This is a genomic window from Micromonospora sp. NPDC049359, from assembly GCF_044466585.1.
Classification (GTDB): Bacteria; Actinomycetota; Actinomycetes; order Mycobacteriales; family Micromonosporaceae; genus Micromonospora.
Genome location: NZ_JBITMW010000012.1, coordinates 145,223 through 162,157, shown reverse-complemented (window position 1 = coordinate 162,157; position 16,935 = coordinate 145,223). Strand labels below are relative to the sequence as shown.

Below are 16,935 nucleotides of genomic sequence, written 5' to 3'. Positions count from 1 at the left end.
CGGCCGCGCGGCGGGTGCAGCGTGACGCGCGGTGACCGGAGCGAGTCTATTGTTCCGCGCCCCGCGCCGACTGCTCGGGTGGGTCAGCGCGTCAGCCGGCGGCCGGCGTCCGTCTCCGGGCCGCCGCTGGGGCGCACCGGCCGGTAGCGGGCCAGCCAGGTGACCAACTCCTCGGCGGGCATCGGACGGGCGTAGAACCACCCCTGGGCCGCGTCGCAGCCGGCCGCGTACAGCATCCGCCAGGTCCGCTCGTCCTCCACCCCCTCCGCGACCACCCGCAGGCCCAACGCTCCCGCCAGCTCGATCGTCGAGCGGACGATCGCCGCGTCGTCGGCGTCCTCGGCCATGCCCAGCACGAACGAGCGGTCCACCTTCACCTCGGACAGCGGCAGCCGGCGCAGGTGCTGCAGGGACGAGTAGCCGGTGCCGAAGTCGTCCAGCGCGATGGCCACCCCGATCTGGTGCAACCGGGTGATCGTCGCCAGCACCCGACGCGGATCGGCCATCAGGGCGCCCTCGGTGATCTCCAGTTGCAGCCGCTCGGCCGGCACCCCGTAGCGGGCCAGCCGGTCGGCGATCTGGTCGGCGATCTCGCCGGTGTGCAGGTCGCGCACGCTCACGTTGAGCGCCGCGCGCAGCCCGATGCCGGCCGCCGACCACTTGGCGAGCTGCTCCACCACGTCGTCAACGACCCGGCGGGTGAGCAGCCGCATCACCGCGCTCTGCTCGGCGACCCGGATCAGCTCCTCCGGGTCGACCATGCCCCGGCGGGGATGCCGCCAGCGCAGCAGGGCCTCGACGCCGACCACCTCGCCCGTCGCGATGGCGATCTGCGGCTGGTAGTACATGGTGATCTCACCGGCGTCGTCGACCGGCCCACCGTCGCGCGCCCACCCGGTCGGCCCGATCGTCCGCCCGCCCGTGGCGGACCCGCCGTCGCGCCCCGGACGGCGGTCGCCCACCGCGGACAGCGCGCCACCGTTCGGCGAGCGCCGCCCGTGACCGCCGGAACGCCGGTCCCGGCTCGGACCGGGCCGGGTACCGGGAATCGTCGCGCGACTGTTGCGGCCCCGGATCGGATCGGCCCCGGTGGCGATCCGATTGATCAACTCATCGGCGTGCGCCACCTCGTCGCCGGCACGCCGACGGCGACCCCACCACCGCCCGCCGGTCACCGACGGCGCGGCGATCACCGGCGCGGTCCCGGCCGGCAGCGCGGCGCCGTCACCGCCGCGCACCTCGGCCTCCACCGCGAGGGGTACGTCTGCCGTCCGCTCCGACCCACCCCGCTCGGCGTGCCGGGCAGGCGCGGCCTCGCCCGCTGATACGGCCCGCGCGGCGTCCACGGCATGCCCCGCCTCGTCGGCGTGATCTGCCCTGTCGGCGTGACCTGCCTCGACCGCGCGATCCGCCCTGTCGGCGTGACCTGCCTCGCCCGCGTGGCTCGCCTCGACCGCGTGATCTACCTCGGCCGCGTGGCCCGCCTCGACCGCGTCGCCCGCCTCGACCGCGTCGCCCGCCTCGACCGCGTCGCCCGCCTCGACCGCGTCGCCCGCCTCGACCGCGTCGCCCGCCTCGACCGCGTGGCCCGCCTCGGCCGTGGGATCTGCCTCGACGGCGGGTGAGCCGGATTCGAGCACCCGTCGGAGGTCGGCGAGGAGCCCGAGACGCTCGGCCGAGTTGTGGTCGGACTCCGGGGCGTACACGGCGACCGTGTCGTTGCGGTGCTTGGCGTCGTACATCGCCACGTCGGCGTGGCGCATCAGGGTGGCGAAGTCCTCACCGTGCTCGGGGAAGAGGGCGATCCCGATGGAGCCGCCGACGTCCAGCGGCAACCCGTCCAACGGCACCGGCTCGGCCAACGCCCCAACCACCCGGTCGGCCAGCTCACGCGCCTGACCGACGTCGGACAGCCCGGTCATCACGATGGCGAACTCGTCCCCACCCAGCCGGGCGATCATCTGCGGTCGGGGCTCCACGTCCGCGAGTCGGGCACTGACCTCGACCAGCAGCCGGTCCCCCACCGCGTGCCCGAGCGCGTCGTTGACGTTCTTGAAGCGGTCCAGGTCGATGAGCAGCAGCGCCAGATGTCCGCCGGGCTCGCCCCGGGCGGTCCGCTCGGCGTGCAGGTGGACCTGCTCCGCCACCTCGGCCAGCAGCGCCTTTCGGTTCGGCAGACCGGTCAGCGGGTCGGCGGCGGCGAGGTGCTGCTGTTCGACGGTCAACCGGGCCATCCGGTACACGGCGAACAGCGGCACCAGCACCAGCGGGATCAGCGCCGCACTGAGCCGGGCGGCGGCGACGAGGACCGGCGCGAGCAGCAGCAGCGAGCCGGTGGAGAGCAGTTCGAAGCCGACGCCCTGGCGGACGGTGGGCCACCAGCGGCCGCCGAAGCGCAGTCGTACGGCCCAGCTCACCAGCGCGTAGTTCACCGAGAACCAGGCGAGCGTCGCGCCGCCGACGGCGACCACGTCGGTCCAGTGCAGGCGTCCCCCGGAGAAGATGGTGCCCGGTCCGAGCTGGACGACCCCGTACGCGGCGGCGAGCGCGCAGGCGTACTGGCCGACGTTGAACGCCGTCCGCCAGGCGGCGTTGCCCATCCGCCAGCCGGAGACGATCACCCCGAGGGCCTGCACCGCCACCGCCGGGCCTGGCCCCCAACCGAGCAGGATCGCGAAGGTGAAACAGGTGGACGGGAAGACCGCCGAGGTCTGCCGTCGCCCGGGCGGGACGAACGGACGCGCGTCGCAGATCACCGCGAGCGCGGCCATCGTCCAGAACGCCACCGGCAGCCGGGACAGCTCCCCGGGAAGCGTCGTGAGTGGACCAGCGACGGTCAGCGCCGCCACCACCAGGATGCCGACGACGAAGGTGGCGAACGGCGCCACCCGCCCAGGTGGGAGGGAGTTGCGCGGGTCGGCGACCTCCATCACACCTCCCGAGGAACTGTCGACGTGTCGGTGAGAACGTCGTCACCCAATGAAACGCCCTCAGCCCCGAGTTTCCCGGTATGACAGTCACGAATCGGTAGTAGTCGTAATTAAGTTGGTATACGCGGCGGCCACCTCGGGAACGTGGCGGCGTCAGCCCTCGACGCGGGCGACCTCCCGCGCGGCGTCCGGACCCGCGTCCAGCAGCAGCCGGAACCCTTCCTCGTCCAGCACCGGCACCTTGAGGCTGGCGGCCTTGTCGGCCTTGGAACCCGGGTTGTCCCCCACGACGACGAAGCTCGTCTTCTTGGAGACCGACCCGCTGACCTTGCCGCCCCGGGTCTGCACGGCCTCGGCGGCTTGGTCCCGGGAGAAGCCGGCGAGGGTGCCGGTCACCACGACGGTCAACCCCTCCAGCGGACGCGGGCCCTCGTCGACCGCCTCCTCGGCCATCCGTACGCCCGCGTCGGCCCACTTGCGGACCACCTCGCGGTGCCAGTCCACGGCGAACCACTCCCGGATGCTGGCCGCGATGGTCGGCCCGACGCCGTCGACCGAGGACAGCTCCTCCTCGCTGGCCGCGTCGATGGCCTCCATGGATCGGAAGTGCCGGGCCAGCGCCTGGGCGGCGGTGGGGCCGACGTGCCGGATGGAGAGCGCCACCAGCACCCGCCACAGGTCACGTTCCCGGGCGACGGCCAGGTTGTCGAGCAGCTTGACGGCGTTGCTGCCGAGGCTGCCGTCCTTGTTGACGAAGAACGGCGACCGGGACAGTTGGTCGGCGTCGAGCTGGAAGAGGTCACCCTCGTCGGCGATGATCTCCGCGTCGAGCAGCGCTGCCGCACCCTTGTAGCCGAGTACCTCGATGTCGAACGCGCCACGGCCGGCGAGGTGGAACACCCGCTCGCGGAGTTGGGCCGGGCAGCTGCGGGTGTTGGGGCAGCGGATGTCGACGTCGCCCTCCTTGGAGGGCGCGAGCGGGGTGCCGCAGGACGGACAGGTGGTCGGCATGACGAACGGGCGGGCGTCGGCGGGCCGCAGGTCGACCACCGGACCGAGCACCTCGGGGATCACGTCGCCGGCCTTGCGCAGCACCACCGTGTCGCCGATCAGCACGCCCTTGCGCTCGACCTCGCGGGCGTTGTGCAGGGTGGCGAGCGCGACCGTGGAACCGGCCACCCGCACCGGCTCGAGCACGGCGAACGGGGTGACCCGACCGGTACGCCCCACGTTGACGTCGATGTCGAGGAGCTTGGTGGTGACCTCCTCCGGCGGATACTTGAAGGCGATCGCCCAGCGTGGGGCTCGACTGGTCGAGCCCAGACGGCCCTGGATGGAGACCGGGTCGACCTTGACCACCACACCGTCGATCTCATGCTCGACGTCGTGCCGGTGCTCGGCGTAGTAGGCGATATATTCCGCGACGCCGGACAGGTCCGGTACGACCCGCCACCGGTCACTGGTCGGCAGCCCCCACGCCTTCAGCGCCGCGTACGACTCGGACTGCGCGGCGGGCTGGAACCCCCGACGCGCGCCGATGCCGTGCACCACGAGACGCAGCGGCCGGGAGGCGGTGACCCTCGGATCCTTCTGCCGCAGGCTGCCGGCAGCGGCGTTGCGCGGGTTGGCGAACGGCGCGCGCCCCTGCTCGACCAGGCCCGCGTTGAGGTCGGCGAACGCGGCGACCGGGAAGTAGATCTCGCCCCGGACCTCCAGCAGCTCGGGGATCGTCGGGAACTCGGCGGACGGCGTGAGCTGGACGGGCACGTCCCGGATGCTGCGCACGTTGGCGGTGACGTCCTCGCCGGTACGGCCGTCGCCCCGGGTGGCGGCCCGGACCAGCCGACCGGCCTCGTAGGTCAGGTTGATCGCCAGACCGTCGACCTTCAACTCGCAGAGGTAGGGCACCGGCCCGCCGGCGTCCCGTTCGACCCGCTCGGCCCAGGCCGCCAGCTCCTCGTCGGCGAAGGCGTTGTCGAGCGAGAGCATCCGCTCGGCGTGCGTGACCGGGGTGAAGTCGGTGGAGAAGGTGCCACCCACGCGTTGGGTCGGCGAATCCGGCGTGCGCAGCGCGGGAAACTCCTGCTCCAACGCCTCCAGCTCGCGCAGCTGCTTGTCGAACTCGGCGTCGGTGATGATCGGCGAATCCAGCACGTAGTAGCGGTACTGATGCTCGGTCAGCTCGCCACTCAGCGTGGCGTGCCGCTCCCGCGCCTGCGGCGTCGGCTCCGCGCCGGCCGCCGCCTCCTGAGCCGGGCTGACCCGCTGACCGATCTGCTCCTCGGACACCCCACCACCTTCGGACACGCCTGCGACCTCCCTGATCACGCTACTAAGGCACGGTATCGGTCCGGGCTGACAATCCGCCGCCCACCCGCGCCGACGGTGACACCCCGCGCGCCCGGCCCCAGGCCCCGCCGCACGTCGCCACCGAACCCGCAGTCTTGATCCACTCCAGATCGCCGATGCCGGGGTGTCCCGATGCCCCGGATGCCCCCACATCGGCGATCTGGAGTGGATCAAGGCCCCGCAACTGCGCGGACCCAGCGGGACCGTCCACGCGACCCAGGCGGAGGTGCCGCCAGCGGGGATAAACGCCGGCCTCGCGGCGACACCGGCCACTCCGGCGCGGTGCCCCCGAAAGGCAGCGGCGGGCCCGCTGCCAACCTCCCGGCGATCTTGCAGTTTCGGTCGTCGATAGGGGTGGGATGCCCCGGATGTCGCAGCAGAAAGTGCAAGATCGACGCGGGCGCGGGCGCGGGATCGGCCGGGCGCGGGCGCGGGATCGGCCGGCACGCGGCTGGGCCGGCACGGGCGCGGGGTCGGCCGGGCGCGGGATCGGCCGGCACGGGCGCGGGATCGGCCGGCACGGGCGCGGGATCGGCCGGCACGGGTGCGGCTGGGCCGGCACGGGCGCGGGATCGGCCGGCACGCGGCTGGGCCGGCACGGGCGCGGGATCGACCGCCCCGGCGGGTGGGGACGCTGGCTGGCGGCACGAGCGGCGGTGTCGTCGACGGGCGGCGGGGGCGGTGACGTGCGAGGATCGCCGGACGATGCGGCCGGCGTGCCGCCTGACACGGAGGTGGCGATGAACGAGACGCTGCTCTGGGCGGTGGCGATCCTGCTCGCGGTGGCCGCCGGTTGGGCGTGGAACAGTTGGCGGCACCGGGCGGCCACGCGCCGACCGACCAACCGAACCGGTCCGGGTGCCACGACCCGCGCGGGTGGGCGTCGTCCCGCGCCCCCGAGGCCACGCGGCACCGATCGGCCGGGCGGGACGCCCCGTTCCCGTGACACCGATCGGGCTACCGATGCTCCGGCGGCGGGCGAGATCTGGTGGGCCGACGTCCCGTACGCCGACGGCAGCGGCTCGAAGATTCGCCCCTGCCTGGTGCTACGCGCCGACTCGCGGGGCGCCGACGTCCTGAAGATCACCAGTCAGGACAAGAGCGACCGCGACGACCACGTCCGGATTCCCACCCGGGACTGGGATCCCGGCGCCGAGCACGACAGCTACCTCAGCCTGACCGAGCCGGTCCGGATCAGCTCGGCCGACTTCGCCGACCGCGCCGGCCGCTGCGACGCCGACCTGTGGCGCAAGGTCCGCGGCCTGCGCCACCTGCCCACCGGCTGAGGCCGGCCGAGCCGAAGGCACCCCGACCGCAGGCCATGATCCACTCGACTTTTAGGAAAGCGGCCTGTCTACCTGTGGTAGCACCCCGACTTCCAGGAAATCGAGTCGATCATGGGCAGCCGGGCCGGACCGGCAGCGCCATGCGGGCCGCGCGGTCAGTCCCAGCTCTCGCCGAGGGCGGCGAGCTGATCGGCGTACTCGATGCGCTCGGCCCATTCGGACGGCCAGGCGGCCAGGCCGCTGGCCGCGCCCACGAAGGCGCCGGCCAGGGCGGCGATCGAGTCGGAGTCGCCGGCGGTGGTCGCGCCCCGGGCCAGCGCCGCGACCGGATCGTCGGCATGGCGTACGGCGCAGAACAGCGCGGTGGCCAGCGCCTCCTCGGCCACCCAACCCTGCCCGGTGGCCCGGCACGGATCGCCGCCGTCGTCCGGCGCATCCAGGGCGGTCGTCAGCCGGCGCAGCGCCGTCAGGCACTCGTCCCAACCGTGGGAGATGAACCTCTCCGGCGTGTCGACCCCCGGGTGTCGCCAGAGGTCGCCCAGCCAGTCCTGCCGGTAGACCTGGCGTTGGGATCGCGCCCGCTCGGTGAGGATCGCGGGCAGCTCGGGCAGCGTGACGCCACCGCGCAGGGCGACGACCGCGTACGCGGTGAGTTCGCTGGCGGCCAGACCGGTCGCGTGGCCGTGGGTCAGCCCGGCCTGCAACTGGGCCAGACCGGCCATCGTGTCGAGGTCGACGTCCAACAGCCCCACGGGCGTGACGCGCATGTTCGCGCCGCAGCCCTTCGAACCGGCGACCGTCGCCTGCTGCCAGCGCAGCCCCCGATCCAGGTCGGCGCAGGCCCGTAGGCAGGTCATCCCGGGGGCGCGGTCATTATCCGGGCTGACCGACCAGGCCACGAAGCGGCGTCGCAGCAACGGCTCCACCGCGTCCGGGGTGAACGTCGGGGCCTCGTGCAGCGCCCAGCCCACCGCCAGCGCCATCTGCGTGTCGTCCGTGACCAGCGCCGGGTCGCCGGTCAGCTCACGTGGGCCGGTCGGACCATAGCGGCGTTGGATGTCGGCGACGGTCAGGAACTCGGTGGGTTTGCCCAGCGCGTCGCCGTAGGCGAGACCGAAGAGCGAACCGGAGGCGCGCAGCACGGCGGTGGAGGTCACGGCGGCCATCATGCCCGGCCGCCGCGACCGCCGTCGGGCGCGGTCAGTCCCAGCAGAGGCAGAACGGATGGCCGACCGGATCCGCGTAGACCCGGAAACCCTCGCCGTCGCCGGGCAGCCGCCGCGCACCGAGCGCGAGCGCCGCCTTCTCCGCGCTCTCGATGTCGTCCACGGTCACGTCCAGGTGGAACTGCTGCGGGCGCTCCGGATCCGGCCAGGACGGCGTACGCAGGTTGAGCGCTCGCTGGAAGGCCAGTCGCGGCTGGTGACCGGGCGGGCCACCGAGCACCACCCATTCGTCGTCCTCGGAGGCGCCCTCGGCGAAGGGGATGCCGAGCAGCTCGGAGTAGAACGCGGCCAGCGCCTGCGGATCGGGGCAGTCGATCACCACTGAACGTAGCTGTCCAATCATGGCGGTCATCCTGCCCAGCGGGTACGACAGAAAAACCTCACTCCTCGCTGAACCGGCGGCCGGCGTCCCGGCAGGCCGCGAGTAGCTCCCGGGCGTACCGCGGGGTGGCGCCGGCCAGGCCACACGCCGGGGTGACGACCACCTGCTGGGCGAGCTGCCGGCGGGGAAAGCCGAGGCGGTCCCAGATGTGGCGTACCCGGTCGGCGATCTGCCCGGAGGTCGGCGCGCCACCGGCCGACGGCGGCCGGGTCGGCGCGGCGCCGGCCAACAGCCCGAGGCCGGCGTCGATCGCCTCGCCCAGCGGATCCAGGTCGGTGACGAGACCGAGGTCGAGGGCGACCGCGACGGCCCCGGTGGAGCGGATCAGCTCCAACGGCACGTCCGGGGCGCAGCAGTGCACCACCGTGGGTACGCCCACGGCGTCGACGACCGTGCGCAGCAGAGCAGCCGCGTCGGCCGACTCCACCGCCCGGTACGCGCCGAGCCCGCTCTCGGTCGGCACCCGTCCGGCCAGCACGGTCGGCAGCGACGGCTCGTCCAGTTGCAGCAGCACCGACGCCTGGGGCAGCCGTCGCGCGATCGCCGCCACGTGCTCGCGCAGCCCTTCGGCGAGCGAGCCGGTGAGGTCGCGCACGGCACCGGGGTCGCGCAGCAGCCGGCCACCGATCGGCAGCTCCAGCGCGGCGGCCAGGGTGAACGGGCCGCCGGCCTGCACCTTGATAGGGCCGGCGTACCCCTCGGCCTGCTCGGCGAGCTGGTCCAGGTCACGCTCCATCAGGTCCCGGGCCCGGCGCAGGTCACGGCCGGCGCGGGGGGCGACCCGCCAACGCCCGGTGTACAGCTCGACGGGCAGCTCGACCAGCAGCCCGGCGCTGCGCCCGATGAGGTCGGCTCCGGGGCCTCGGGCCGGCAGCTCGGGCAGGTGCGGCAGGTCGGGAAGCTCGCCGAGAACCACCCGCTGGGCCTCGGCGATGTCGGTGCCGGGCAGCGAACCGATGCCGGTCGCCGCGCCCGCCGGCCAGGGCCACGCCTGATCTGTCACGGCCGAAGGCTATCCCGGTGGGCGCGGCGACGATGCGGCGACCAGCCGACGTCCTGGCCGCGCGGACGAGCACCTGGTGTGCGCCCCGGCCGGGAGTCGGGCGCTCAGCTGGAGATCGTGGCCGAGCCGAGGACGATGTCGCCGGCCGGGTCCGGTCGGTAGGCCACCAGGGCCTGGCCGGCGGCGACGCCGCGGACCGGTCGGCGCAGCTCGGCGTGCAGCGCGTCGCCGTCGAGGTCGACGGTCGCCGGCACCACGTCCCCGTGCGCGCGGAGCTGCACCTCGCACTCGACCGGCGCGTCCGGGCGCGGACCGCCGGTCCAGACCGGGCGGACGGCCCGGACCTCGGACACCTCCAGCGCCTCGGCCGGACCGACCGTCACGGTGTTGGTCTTGGGCGTGATGGAGAGCACGTAACGCGGGCGACCGTCGGGGGCGGGCCGGTCCAGGTGCAGGCCGCGACGCTGGCCCACCGTGTACGCGTACGCCCCGGTGTGGCTGCCGACGACCGCGCCGGTGCTCGCGTCGACGACGTCGCCGGGCGTCTCGCCGAGCCGGCCGGCGAGGAAGCCACGGGTGTCACCGTCGGCGATGAAGCAGATGTCGTGGGAGTCCGGCTTGTCGGCCACCGCCAGGCCGCGCTCGGCGGCCTCCGCGCGGACCTGCGCCTTGGTCGAGTCGCCGAGCGGGAACATCGAGCGGTCCAGCTGCTCGCGGGTGAGGACCGCCAGCACGTACGACTGGTCCTTGGCGATGTCGACGCTGCGGCGCAACAGCCCGTCCGGGCCGAGCCGGGCGTGGTGACCGGTGACCACCGCGTCGAAGCCCAGCGCGATCGCCCGGTCCAGCACCGCCGCGAACTTGATCTTCTCATTGCACCGCAGACACGGATTGGGCGTACGACCTGCGGCGTACTCGGCGACGAAGTCGTCCACCACGTCCTCGTGGAACCGGTCCGCCATGTCCCACACGTAGAACGGAATGCCGATGACGTCGGCAGCCCGGCGGGCGTCCCGGGAGTCCTCCAGCGTGCAGCAGCCGCGCGCCCCGGTCCGGTACGTCTGCGGGTTACGGGCCAACGCCAGGTGCACGCCGGTCACGTCGTGCCCGGCCGCCACCGCCCGCGCCGCCGCCACGGCCGAGTCAACCCCGCCCGACATCGCCGCCAGAACTCTCACCAGCGAACCCCCTTCCCCACCAACCCTAACCACCACCCCGCCAAACCCCCACCCCGCCTTACCGGGTCGAGCATGGAGTTGTGGTGGTTGACAAAGGCCTCTGAACCCCACACTCCGGGCACCACAACTTCATGATCGACCGCACCGGAGGCGCGGGCGAGGGCGTTTCGGGGCGGGGGGGTTAGCGGGGGGTTCGGGGGGCGGCGGCTCTCCGGGCTCGCTCCACGGCTGCGGGGAGGGCCGACACCAGGGCGTCGATCTCGGCCTGGGTGCTGGTGTGGCCGAGGGTGAAGCGCAGCGACGATCGGGCGCGGTCGTCGTCGGCGCCCATCGCCAGCAGCACGTGCGACGGCTGGGCGACCCCGGCCGAGCAGGCCGAGCCCGTCGAGCAGGCGATGCCCTGGGCGTCGAGCAGGAGCAGCAGGGCGTCGCCCTCGCAACCCGGGAAGGAGAAGTGCGCGTTGCCGGGGAGCCGGTCGGTCGGGTCGCCGTTGTAGATCACCTCGGGCACCGCCCGGCGGACCCGCTCGATCAGGTCGTCGCGCAGGGCGGCCACCCGGGCCGCGTACTCCTGCTGGCCCTTGACCGCCGTCTCGACGGCGACCGCGAAGGCGACGATGCCGGCGGTGTCCAGCGTGCCGGAACGGACGTCGCGCTCCTGACCGCCGCCGTGCAGCAGCGGTACGGCGGCCACGTCCCGGCCGAGCAGCAGGGCGCCCACCCCGATCGGGCCGCCCAGCTTGTGACCGGTGACGGTCAGCGCGGCGGCCCCGCTGGCGGCGAAGTCGACCGGCACCTGGCCGACGGCCTGGATGGCGTCGGTGTGGAACGGCACACCGTACTCGGCGGCGACGGCGGCCAGCTCGGCCACCGGCTGCACGGTACCGACCTCGTTGTTGGCCCACATCGCGGTGACCAGGGCCACCCGGTCGGCGTGCGCGCTGAGCTCGGCGCGCAGGTTCTCCGGGTCGAGCCGGCCGGTGGGGTCCACCGGCAGCGAGCCGACCTCGGCGTTCTCATGCTCGGCCAGCCAGTCGACCGAGTCGAGCACGGCATGGTGTTCGACGGCGCTGGAGACCACCCGCCGACGGTCGGCGACGGCGTCCCGGCGGGCCCAGAAGAGGCCCTTGACCGCCAGGTTGTCGCTCTCCGTGCCACCGCCCGTGAAGATCACTTCGGACGGTCGGGCGCCCAGCACAGCGGCCACCCGTTCGCGCGACTCCTCGACCCGGCGACGGGCACGACGACCCGCCGCGTGCAGGGAGGACGCGTTGCCGACCTCGCGGGCGGTGGCGACGTACGCCTCCAGTGCCTCGTCGAGCATGGGGGTGGTAGCCGCGTGATCCAGGTAAGCCATCACCCTTCAGCGTACGGCCGACCGGCCAGTGACCTGAGGGCGGAGTGGCCTGCGCGCGACGCGCCGGGGTGGGACGGCCACCCCGGCACGAAGCGGACGCGGCCCGCTCAGGCGGGCACCGCCGTGACGACGATGTTGTCGCGGTACCTGCGGGCCTTGGCGTCGAACGGCCCACCGCAGGTGATCAGGGTCAGCCGCGGCTTGCCGTCCCGGGCGAAGTAGCGGTCCAACGGGATTTTGGTCTTGGCGTACTCCTCCCGGGCGACGACCCGGTACCGCCGCGCCGTGCCGTCACTGCCGGTCGCGGTCAGCGTGTCGCCCCGGTCCAGCTCGCGCAGCCGGTAGAACGCGCCCTTGCCCTGTCTGGCGCTGTCCACGTGCCCGGCGATGACCACCGATCCGGCGTCGGCCTCCAGGCCGGGGCCGTAGCGGTACCAGCCGATCTCGTCGACGCTCGGCGGCACCTCGAACTCGTTGGTGCGCTCGTTGATGCCGACCGCGTTGACCGTGGCGGTGACACCGATTCCCGGGATGACCAGCCGGACCGGCGGGACGGCCTGAACGCCGGCGGGCAGGTCACCGCCGGTCACCGGCACCGACGGGACGGCCGTGGTCGGGGTGGCGCTGGCCAGCGCGGTCGCCTCCTCGGCACCGACGGTTCCGGCCGGCTGCGAGTTGCACGCCACCAGGGTGGCGACGGTGAGCGCGGCAGCGCCGGCGGCCAGAGCCGCCAGCGCGCCGCGGTTGCGCACCGTCACTTGCGGCCGGTCCGCGCGGTCGCCATCCGCGCCCCACCACCGACCAGCAGGAGTACGCCGGCACCGGTGAGCACGTACCACCAGGTGCCCACGCCGGTACCCGCCTGGCCACCGTCACCGCTCGGCACGCCGCCCGGCGCGGAGTGCAGGCCGGTGATCGTCTGGGCCACCACGTCGAGGTTCTTGCCCTCGGCGGAGCCGATGGCGTAGACGATCGTGGCGGTGCCCTCCTTGAGGTTCAGGTCCGCCGGGCCGATGGCCACGGTGTCGGTGCCCGCCAGCACCACGTCCGCCTTCACCGCGCCGGCGTCGACGTCGCCCTTGGCCTCGTTCGGGTTGGTCAGGCCCTTGAAGACCGGGGTGCCGCCGGCCCGTACGTCGACCGCCGGGGCGGCCGCCGTGTGCCGGACGATCAGACGGGCCTTGCCGGCGTCGACCTTGGAGACGTCGTTCACGAACGGCGTGATCTTCGGCATGCCGGCGGCGTCGAGGTGGGCGGCGATGCTGATGTTCGCCCCGCCCGGCACCTTGGCGTCGTCGACCTTGAGGATCGCGCTGCCGACCGGCTCACCGGGCTTGGTGAGGGCGATGTCGTACTCCCCCTCGGCCAGGTTCAGCGGACCGGCGACGTCACCGGGCTTGAAGTTGTCAAGCGTCTTCTTGCCGTTGACGTAGACGTCGACCGGGGTGTCCGGGATGCCGTGGACGACGGAGACCTTCGACGTGGCGGCGTACGCGGGCGTGGCGGTGAACGCGCCGACACCGGCGAAGGCGAGCGCGGCGACCGCGCCGCCCGCGGCGACCCGACGGAAGTACGAGAGCTGCATGTCTGCCTCCTGGTGATTGGTGCTGATTCGTCAGGCCTGGCTTGCAGAACGGGTTACGCCGGCTCCGCGACGGGCGGATGCGCTCTCGACGCGTTTCTTTTTCTCGGTTCCGGCCGCATCCAGATCACCGTCAGCGGCCGAAGAGCAGGTGAGATGACTTTGACCGGGAGAGTGGGGCGAGGGCTGTGGCAGCTACAGTCGGGCATGCCCCATCGAAGGCGGGCCGCCCCGTGACGGCGCTGCCACCGCAACCGGACCCACCGGCGGACGACCTCGCGGCCCGGTTCCGGGCCGGGGACGAGGCGGCGCTGCGTACGGCGTACGAGCGTTACGGCCGCGCCGTCCTGCACCTGGCGACCACCATGCTGGCCAACCGGGCCGACGCCGAGGACGTGACCCAGGCGACGTTCGTGGGCGCGTGGCTGGGCCGGGAGACCTTCGACCCGGCCAAGGGCTCGTTGGTCGGCTGGCTGCTCGGCATCGGGCGGCGCAAGGTGATCGACCGCATGCGCGCCTCGGCGCGGGAAACCCGGGTGGTGGAGACGGTCCGGCAACTGCCCGAGCCGGCGCAGACCGGGCCGGACCCGGACCGGGTGGTGGATCGGCTGGTGATCGCCGACGAGCTGGCACGACTCCCGGACGACCAGCGGCGCATGCTGGAGTTGGCCTTCTACGACGACCTGACACACCAGCAGATCGCCGCGGTGACCGGGGTGCCGCTGGGCACCGTGAAGAGTCACATCCGGCGCGGCATGGCGAGCTTGAAACGCAGATGGGAGGTGGATGGTGCAGCACCTGGAGCACGAGCGGCTGGTCTTTCTGGCGCTCGGTGAGAGCGACGCGGACGACGGGGAGCGCACCCACCTCGACACCTGCGCGCACTGCCGGACGGAGCTGACGACCCTGCGGCAGGTGGCCGGGCTCGGCGCCGAGACGCAGGGCCTCGGCGACCTGCCCGACCCGCCGGAGCACATCTGGCAGGGCATCGAAGCCGAGATCCGGGCGGCCGAGGGCACCGCGGGCCACGCGCCCGTAGCCGTGCTGACCGGAGCCGGCCGGCAGCAGGTACCCGCGCAGGCGCACGGGACGGCGGCCGAGGACGCCGACGGCGGCACCACCTCCGCGACGGTCACCCGGCTGGACCCGACGCGCCGGCCCCACCGGGGTCGCGGCTGGTCCCGCTGGGCGGCCACGGCGGTGACCGCCGTCGCGGCGGCGGCGATCGGTGTGCTGGGCACGGTCTCGGTGCTGAAGCCGACCGAACCGGAGCCGGCGAAAACGCCGACGGTGCTGGCCAGCGCGCCACTGGCGGCGTTCGGCTCGACGCCGAAGTCGGCCCAGGGCGACGCGCGCGTCCTGCAGGGCGGCCAACTACATCTGCATGTGGCGAATCTCCCGCGCGTGCCGGGGTACTACGAGGTCTGGCTCATCAACCCGACGACCATGGAGATGTTCTCGATCGGCACCCTCGGTGGCGACGCGGACGCTCTGCTGCCCCTGCCCCCGAACGTCGACCTCAAGAGCTATTCGGTGGTCGACGTGTCCGCCGAGCAGTACGACAACAACACCCGCCACTCGGGCGACAGCCTGTTGAGGGGCACCCTGACGGGCTGATCGGCGGGCCGGCTCAGCTCCCCGGCCCGCCGATCAGCTCCCCACCGAAAAAGTGGCCGCCCGTCACGACGGGCGGCCACTTTCTGCGTCACACGCTCACTTGCGCTTGCGGATCTCCTCGGCGGCCTGCGGAACGATCTTGAACAGGTCGCCCACCACGCCGAAGTCGGCCAGCTCGAAGATCGGCGCCTCGCCGTCCTTGTTGACGGCGACGATCGTCTTCGAGGTCTGCATGCCGGCCCGGTGCTGGATGGCACCGGAGATGCCCAGCGCCACATAGAGCTGCGGAGAGACGGTCTTGCCGGTCTGACCCACCTGGAACTGGTGCGGGTAGAAGCCGGAGTCGACAGCCGCGCGGGACGCGCCAACGGCGCCACCGAGCAGGTCGGCCAGCTCCTCGACCAGCTTGAAGTTGTCGGCGTTGCCGACGCCACGACCGCCGGAGACGACAATGCCGGCCTCGGTCAGCTCGGGCCGCGAGCCCTTCTGCTCGGCGACCCGCTCGACGACCCGGGCCAGCTTGTCGGTGTCGGTGACCGACACCGTGAGCTGCTCGATCGTCGGGGTGGCCGCCGCCGGGGCGGGGGTGACCGAGTTGGGCCGCACGGTGACCAGCGGCAGGCCCTTGGTGACCTTGGACTTGACGATGGCGGAGCCGGCGAAGGCGACCTGGGTGGCGGTGCCGTCGGCGTCCAGGCCGACCACGTCGGTCAGGATGCCGTTGTCGAGCTTGACGGCGAGGCGGGCGGCGATCTCCTTGCCCTCCTGGGCCGACGCCAGCAGCACGGCGGCCGGCTGTACCCGCTGGACCAGCTCGGCCAGCACGCTCGCCTTGGGGGCGACCAGGTAGCCGTCGATGTCGTCACCCTCGGCGGCGTAGATCTTCTGGGCGCCGTACTCGCCCAGTTTGCCGCTGAGCGCCTCGGCGGCGCCGGCGCCGCCGAGCACCACCGCGCTCGGGGTGCCCAGCTCACGGGCGAGGGTGAGCATCTCGAGGGTGACCTTCTTGACGCCGAATTCCTTGGTGGCTTCGACGACGACGAGAACCTCAGACATGTCAGATCCCCCTCTCACACGAACTTCTCGGTGGCGAGGAACTCGACCAGCTTGACGCCGCCCTCGCCCTCATCAGTGATCTTGGCACCGCCGGAACGCGGCGGGCGCTTGGTGTGCTCGACGACGGCGCTGGTCGCGCCGTCGAAGCCCACCTCGGTCGGCGCGACGCCCAGGTCGGCCAGGGAGTACGTCTGCACCGGCTTCTTCTTCGCGGCCATGATGCCCTTGAAGGAGGGGTAGCGCGGCTCGTTGATGGTGTCCCAGACGGAGACCACGGCCGGGGTGGCGGCCGTGACGACCTCGTACCCCTCCTCGGTCTGCCGCTCGACGGTCAGCGTCGCGCCGTCGACGGTGAGCTTGCGCGCGCCGGTGAGCGCCGCGACGCCGAGCCGCTCGGCGATCATGTGCGGCATGACCTGCACCCGGCCGTCGGTGGACTCCGCGCCGCAGATCACCAGGTCGGCGTTGAGCTGCCCGAGGGCGGCGGCGAGCACCTTGGACGTCGCCACCGCGCAGGAACCGTGCAGGGCGTCGTCCACCACGTGCACGGCCTTGTCGGGACCCATGGAGAGCGCCTTGCGGATCGACTCGGTCGCCCGGTCCGGACCCATGGTCAGGATGGTGACCTCGCCACCGTGCGCCTCCTTGATCTTCAGCGCCTCCTCGATGGCGTACTCGTCCATCTCGTTGATCACGTTGTTCGCCGAACCGCGGTCGACGGTGTTGTCGTCACTGCGCAGGTTGCGGTCCGCGCCCGAATCAGGCACCTGCTTGACGAGTACGACGATATTCATCGCGCTTCGACGACCCTCCTGTGTGGTGTTGCGATTGGCTCGCCCGGTCTGGGCCGCAGCCTCGCGTGTCGGTCGACGCCCGGTCAACCGCGGGCTGCTGTGCAGTTGCCCACGCAGCAATGTTACCTACCAGTAGGTTACCGCTGCCGGGCACGCAGAGTGACACAGGTCACCG

Annotated in this window: 14 protein-coding genes; 3 read left to right on the top strand and 11 right to left on the bottom strand. The window is 72.9% G+C overall.

The features are described 5' to 3' along the window. Positions 1–83: 83 nt before the first annotated feature. Together ACIBTX_RS25665 and ligA are read right to left on the bottom strand one after the other, a co-directional pair. Positions 84–2,930 carry an EAL domain-containing protein gene (locus ACIBTX_RS25665; protein WP_396833101.1) on the bottom strand — a complete coding sequence of 949 codons (2,847 nt, stop codon included), beginning with the start codon at positions 2,928–2,930 and terminating at the stop codon, positions 84–86. Positions 2,931–3,083: 153 nt separating this feature from the next. After that, the gene (gene ligA / locus ACIBTX_RS25660) at positions 3,084–5,219 is read right to left on the bottom strand and encodes an NAD-dependent DNA ligase LigA (RefSeq protein WP_357127414.1); all 2,136 of its coding nucleotides are present in this window, start codon (positions 5,217–5,219) and stop codon (positions 3,084–3,086) included. A gap of 800 nt (positions 5,220–6,019) precedes the next feature. Between ligA and ACIBTX_RS25655 the strand changes: the two genes are divergently transcribed. Next, the gene (locus ACIBTX_RS25655) at positions 6,020–6,565 is read left to right on the top strand and encodes a type II toxin-antitoxin system PemK/MazF family toxin (protein ID WP_363661147.1); all 546 of its coding nucleotides are present in this window, start codon (positions 6,020–6,022) and stop codon (positions 6,563–6,565) included. A gap of 155 nt (positions 6,566–6,720) precedes the next feature. Here ACIBTX_RS25655 and ACIBTX_RS25650 read toward each other — a convergent pair whose 3' ends face one another. From ACIBTX_RS25650 to ACIBTX_RS25620, 7 genes are all read right to left on the bottom strand, one after another. Next, a complete protein-coding gene (locus ACIBTX_RS25650; protein WP_357127420.1) occupies positions 6,721–7,734 on the bottom strand; it encodes an ADP-ribosylglycohydrolase family protein in 1,014 nt (337 codons plus the stop codon). Positions 7,735–7,765: 31 nt separating this feature from the next. Further along, complete coding sequence (locus tag ACIBTX_RS25645; protein WP_357173178.1) at positions 7,766–8,134, bottom strand: VOC family protein; 369 nt, start codon at positions 8,132–8,134, stop codon at positions 7,766–7,768. 37 nt (positions 8,135–8,171) lie between these two features. Then, positions 8,172–9,176: a methionine synthase gene (locus ACIBTX_RS25640; protein ID WP_363661148.1), complete on the bottom strand. Its 1,005-nt coding sequence runs from the start codon at positions 9,174–9,176 to the stop codon at positions 8,172–8,174. Positions 9,177–9,280: 104 nt separating this feature from the next. Then, on the bottom strand, positions 9,281–10,354 hold the full coding sequence (gene mnmA, locus ACIBTX_RS25635; protein ID WP_396833100.1) for a tRNA 2-thiouridine(34) synthase MnmA: 1,074 nt from the start codon (positions 10,352–10,354) through the stop codon (positions 9,281–9,283). A gap of 181 nt (positions 10,355–10,535) precedes the next feature. Then, entirely contained in the window at positions 10,536–11,711 is a 1,176-nt protein-coding gene (locus tag ACIBTX_RS25630) for a cysteine desulfurase family protein (RefSeq protein ID WP_357173172.1), read from the bottom strand. A gap of 107 nt (positions 11,712–11,818) precedes the next feature. Beyond that, entirely contained in the window at positions 11,819–12,469 is a 651-nt protein-coding gene (locus tag ACIBTX_RS25625; protein ID WP_357127436.1) for a class F sortase, read from the bottom strand. Beyond that, positions 12,466–13,296, bottom strand: coding sequence for a DUF4397 domain-containing protein (locus tag ACIBTX_RS25620; protein WP_396833099.1), 831 nt, complete (start codon positions 13,294–13,296; stop codon positions 12,466–12,468). The genes ACIBTX_RS25625 and ACIBTX_RS25620 overlap by 4 nt, the downstream gene beginning before the upstream one ends. A gap of 230 nt (positions 13,297–13,526) precedes the next feature. On the opposite strand from ACIBTX_RS25620, the gene ACIBTX_RS25615 reads away from it, so the two are divergent. Both ACIBTX_RS25615 and ACIBTX_RS25610 read left to right on the top strand, forming a co-directional pair. Then, entirely contained in the window at positions 13,527–14,129 is a 603-nt protein-coding gene (locus ACIBTX_RS25615) for a sigma-70 family RNA polymerase sigma factor (RefSeq protein ID WP_357127442.1), read from the top strand. Continuing rightward, entirely contained in the window at positions 14,083–14,910 is an 828-nt protein-coding gene (locus ACIBTX_RS25610) for an anti-sigma factor (protein WP_396833115.1), read from the top strand. Before ACIBTX_RS25615 ends, ACIBTX_RS25610 begins: the two co-directional genes overlap by 47 nt. A gap of 96 nt (positions 14,911–15,006) precedes the next feature. On the opposite strand, the gene ACIBTX_RS25605 is transcribed toward ACIBTX_RS25610, so the two are convergent. After that, a complete protein-coding gene (locus ACIBTX_RS25605; RefSeq protein WP_396833098.1) occupies positions 15,007–15,966 on the bottom strand; it encodes an electron transfer flavoprotein subunit alpha/FixB family protein in 960 nt (319 codons plus the stop codon). A gap of 14 nt (positions 15,967–15,980) precedes the next feature. Continuing rightward, positions 15,981–16,760, bottom strand: a complete 780-nt coding sequence (locus ACIBTX_RS25600) for an electron transfer flavoprotein subunit beta/FixA family protein (protein WP_357127448.1) — start codon at positions 16,758–16,760, stop codon at positions 15,981–15,983. Between the last annotated feature and the right edge of the window lie 175 nt (positions 16,761–16,935).